This is a genomic window from Deinococcota bacterium, assembly GCA_030858465.1.
Taxonomy (GTDB): Bacteria; Deinococcota; Deinococci; order Deinococcales; family Trueperaceae; genus JALZLY01.
This window is the reverse complement of the sequence record JALZLY010000069.1, coordinates 1-2,555: the sequence shown is the minus strand read 5'-3', so window position 1 is coordinate 2,555 and position 2,555 is coordinate 1. Positions and strand designations below refer to the sequence as shown.

Sequence of the window (2,555 nt, the reverse complement as noted above, 5' to 3'; positions counted from 1 at the left end):
TGGCGCGAGCCCACGAGGTCTTGGCGCGGCGCGGGCGCGTCCTCTGGATCGGCCTACCCCAGCAGCGCGACGCCGTCTACCGCCGCGCCACCCTGGCGGGGGCGGTCTTGGGCCTCGAGGTGCTCTCCTCGCAGCAGCTCTACTACCGGCTCCTGGCCGCGGCCCTGAAGCTCAAGCCGCTCATCGTCGGCACCGCCCGGATAGCGCTCGTCGGCGAGGCGCTCTTGCGGCTGGAAGAAGCCCTACCCTCGCCGGGCGAGGCGAGCCTCTTCGCCCAGGCGATCGCCGAGAGCAAGCGCTACGGCCTCGGCCCGGACGATGTTCCCGCCCTCGACCGCGAGAGTGAGCGCTTCAAGCGGGTCTTCGCGCGCTACGAGCAGCTGAAGGGCGAGGGCTGGGACTACGACGACTTCCGCAGCGAGGCACTGGCCTTTTTGGAGCGCGGCGGCGAGGTCAAGCTCGGCGTGGACCTGGTGGTGGTGGACGGCTTTCGCGAGCTGAGCCCGCTCGAGCTGAGCGTCTACGAGGCGCTCGCCGAGCGGCTTCCGCTCTGGCTCGGCCTGCCCGAGGCGCCGCCCGGCTACGAGGGCAGAGCCGAATACAGTGCGGCGCTGCGGCTTACGGCGCCCGCGCGGCCCCATCCTCCGTGTTACCGCGCGCCCAACCCGGTGGCCGAGGCGCGCTGGGTGCTGCGCTCCTTGAAGCGCGACCTGGCGAGCGGCATGGACCCGCTCGAGCTGGCGGTCATCGTGCCCGAGGGCAAGGCCAGGGCCTTTGCCGCGCTCGCCGACGAGTACGGCGTGCCGCTGATGGACGAGTCCCCCAAGGCGCTCGCCGACACCCCCGGCGGGCGCATGCTCCTAGACCTCATCGAGCTGCCCGACGGGCCGACCGCCTCGAAGCTCCTGGTCCTGCCCGAGCTCGCCCCGCTCGCCCGCGAGGCCCTGGCGCGCGGGGTGGCGGGGCACGAGGCGCTGTCGAGGCTGGCCCAGGAGCTCGGTGTGGCGGCCGTCTGGGAGGCCTGGTTGGGCCGCCTGCTGCGCTCCGGCGACGAGGAGGACTGGGCGCGCGAGCTCGTGAACAGCCTGCCCGCCGTGGCCGACAGCCCCTACCGCGAGGCCTTTTTGCTGCGCGCCAAGGAGGCCCGCAGCCTGGCGCGTGGCGCCGATTTCCGGCGCTGGTGGGCGGCCCTGTTGCAGGCGACGCGGGTCTACGACCGGCCCAAGGGCGGGGTGGCCCTGCTCAGCGCCAAGCTGGCCTCGGGGCGGAGGTGGCGCCGCGTCTACCTCATGCACGCGGTGGGAGGCGCCTACGGGGCCGGCGAGGGCGAGGACTACTTCGTGCCCGAGGAGGGGCGCCGTCCCGCCAGTGAGGTCTTTGGCGCCGGGCTTTCTGGCGCCGGGGTGTTTGGCACGGAAACTTCTGGCGGAGCGGTGCTGCCCAGGCGCTTCGCGGGCCGCGACCGCCTGCTCTTCGCCGAACTCCTGAGCCGCGGCGAGGAGCAGGTCGTCTCCTATCCCGAGGCGGACCAGGCTGGGCCGCTCCTGCTCGAGCCGGCGCTGGTGCTCGCCGCCAGCGGCCTGACGCCGATCCCCGTGGGGAGCCGCCTGGAGCTCGCCTCCAGCACCCGCTACACCCCCGCCACCGGCCCCGTCCGGCTCGGCGGCGCCCACGTCGAGAGCCTGCGCCACTACGAGCGCTGCGCCTTTCGCTACTGGGCCGAGCGGCGCCTCTCCCTGCATGGAGAGAGGCCGTGGTGGCGGGCACTCGTTTCCGAGCTGAGGGAGATGCAGCGGCTCAGCGAGGCGCGCCTGGCGGCGCTGGCGCTGCGCTACCCGCAGGCCGAGGCGTGGCTGGGGGAGCACGCTCCCCGGCTGCGCGCTCTCGCCTACGGGCTGCGCCTGCCCGAGGCGGGCGCACCGCAGGTTCTCTTGGACGCCGCCGAGCGAGGGAACGGCCGGGTCACGCTCTACCACTTCGTCCCGCCCGGCCAAGCAGGCAGTCCCGCCGCGGCGAGGGTGCTCGTGGACGGCCGCTGGGCGGAGTGGTGGGCGGCGCACTACCTCTTGACGCGCTGGGGCCGCCAGGTGAGCCGTGTGCAGATCACCGTCTGGCCGCTCCTGGGCGAACCGCAAGACGCCGTAGAGGGCGAGATTACCTACGTCTGGAAAAAGCTCTCGAGCTGCGAGAGGCGCGTCGCGGAGGCCCACGCCCGCTTCGCCCAGGGTGAGGTGAGCGCTAAGCCGGGCTTCATCTGCCGTGACTGCGCCGTCAAGGACCTGTGCCGGGAGGCGCGGCCCTAGGTGGTGGGCCGGGAGTGGCTGGGATGAACGGATGAAGGTCCGCGTCGCCTCGGCCGGCACCGGCAAGACGACCAGCCTGGTCCTGCGCTACTTGGCGCTCGTCGCCGCGGGCACGCCGCTTAGGCGCCTCGCCGGGGTGACCTTCACCCGGGTGGCCGCGGGCGAGCTGCGCGGGCGCGGCGGCGAGGGCTTGGCGACGCGGCTCGCGACGGGCCGCTACCTGGACGTGACCCTGGACCCGGTGTCGAGCCC

The 2,555-nt window shown here is 73.7% G+C and carries 2 protein-coding genes; both read left to right on the top strand.

Annotation, left to right across the window (positions count from 1 at the left end):
- A partial coding sequence (locus M3498_03340; GenBank protein ID MDQ3458330.1) for an ATP-dependent nuclease subunit B occupies window positions 1-2,303 on the top strand: 2,303 nt, incomplete at its 5' end.
- 31 nt (window positions 2,304-2,334) lie between these two features.
- The coding region (locus M3498_03335) for a UvrD-helicase domain-containing protein (GenBank protein ID MDQ3458329.1) at window positions 2,335-2,555 on the top strand (221 nt) is incomplete at its 3' end.